1 protein-coding gene is annotated in these 340 nt (G+C 56.2%); it reads left to right on the top strand.

Annotated elements, in window-relative coordinates; all coding sequences use genetic code 11:
- Positions 1-319 (top strand): ThiF family adenylyltransferase (locus HBA93_RS19710; RefSeq protein WP_353619413.1); only part of this gene is annotated, 319 nt, incomplete at its 5' end.
- Positions 320-340 lie beyond the last annotated feature (21 nt).

The following is a 340-nucleotide window of genomic DNA, read 5'->3' on the forward strand; positions in this document are numbered from 1 at the left end:
AGCGATGGGGCGGTTTGACGGTTCGCTGACGGTGCTGAAACCCTATGAACGGGATATGCAAGGCAATCTCTATCCGCATTACCGCGATTTGTTTCCTGAGCCGCCGCCGGACGGATTGATTCCTTCCTGTGCGGAAGCGGGGGTGATTGGTGCCTTACCGGCGATTCTCGGCTCAATGCAGGCCATGGAAGTGATCAAGCTGATTACCGGCATCGGAGAGCCTCTGCTGGGCCGTTTGCTGCTCTATGATGCGCTGGCGGCGCGTTTTGAAACCATGCGCTATAAACGACGGGCAAAGGCGGCTGAAACAGATGAGTGAACAGAACCGGTCTTTTCAGGT

Source organism: Ochrobactrum sp. SFR4, assembly GCF_019730395.1.
Classification (GTDB): Bacteria; Pseudomonadota; Alphaproteobacteria; order Rhizobiales; family Rhizobiaceae; genus Pseudochrobactrum.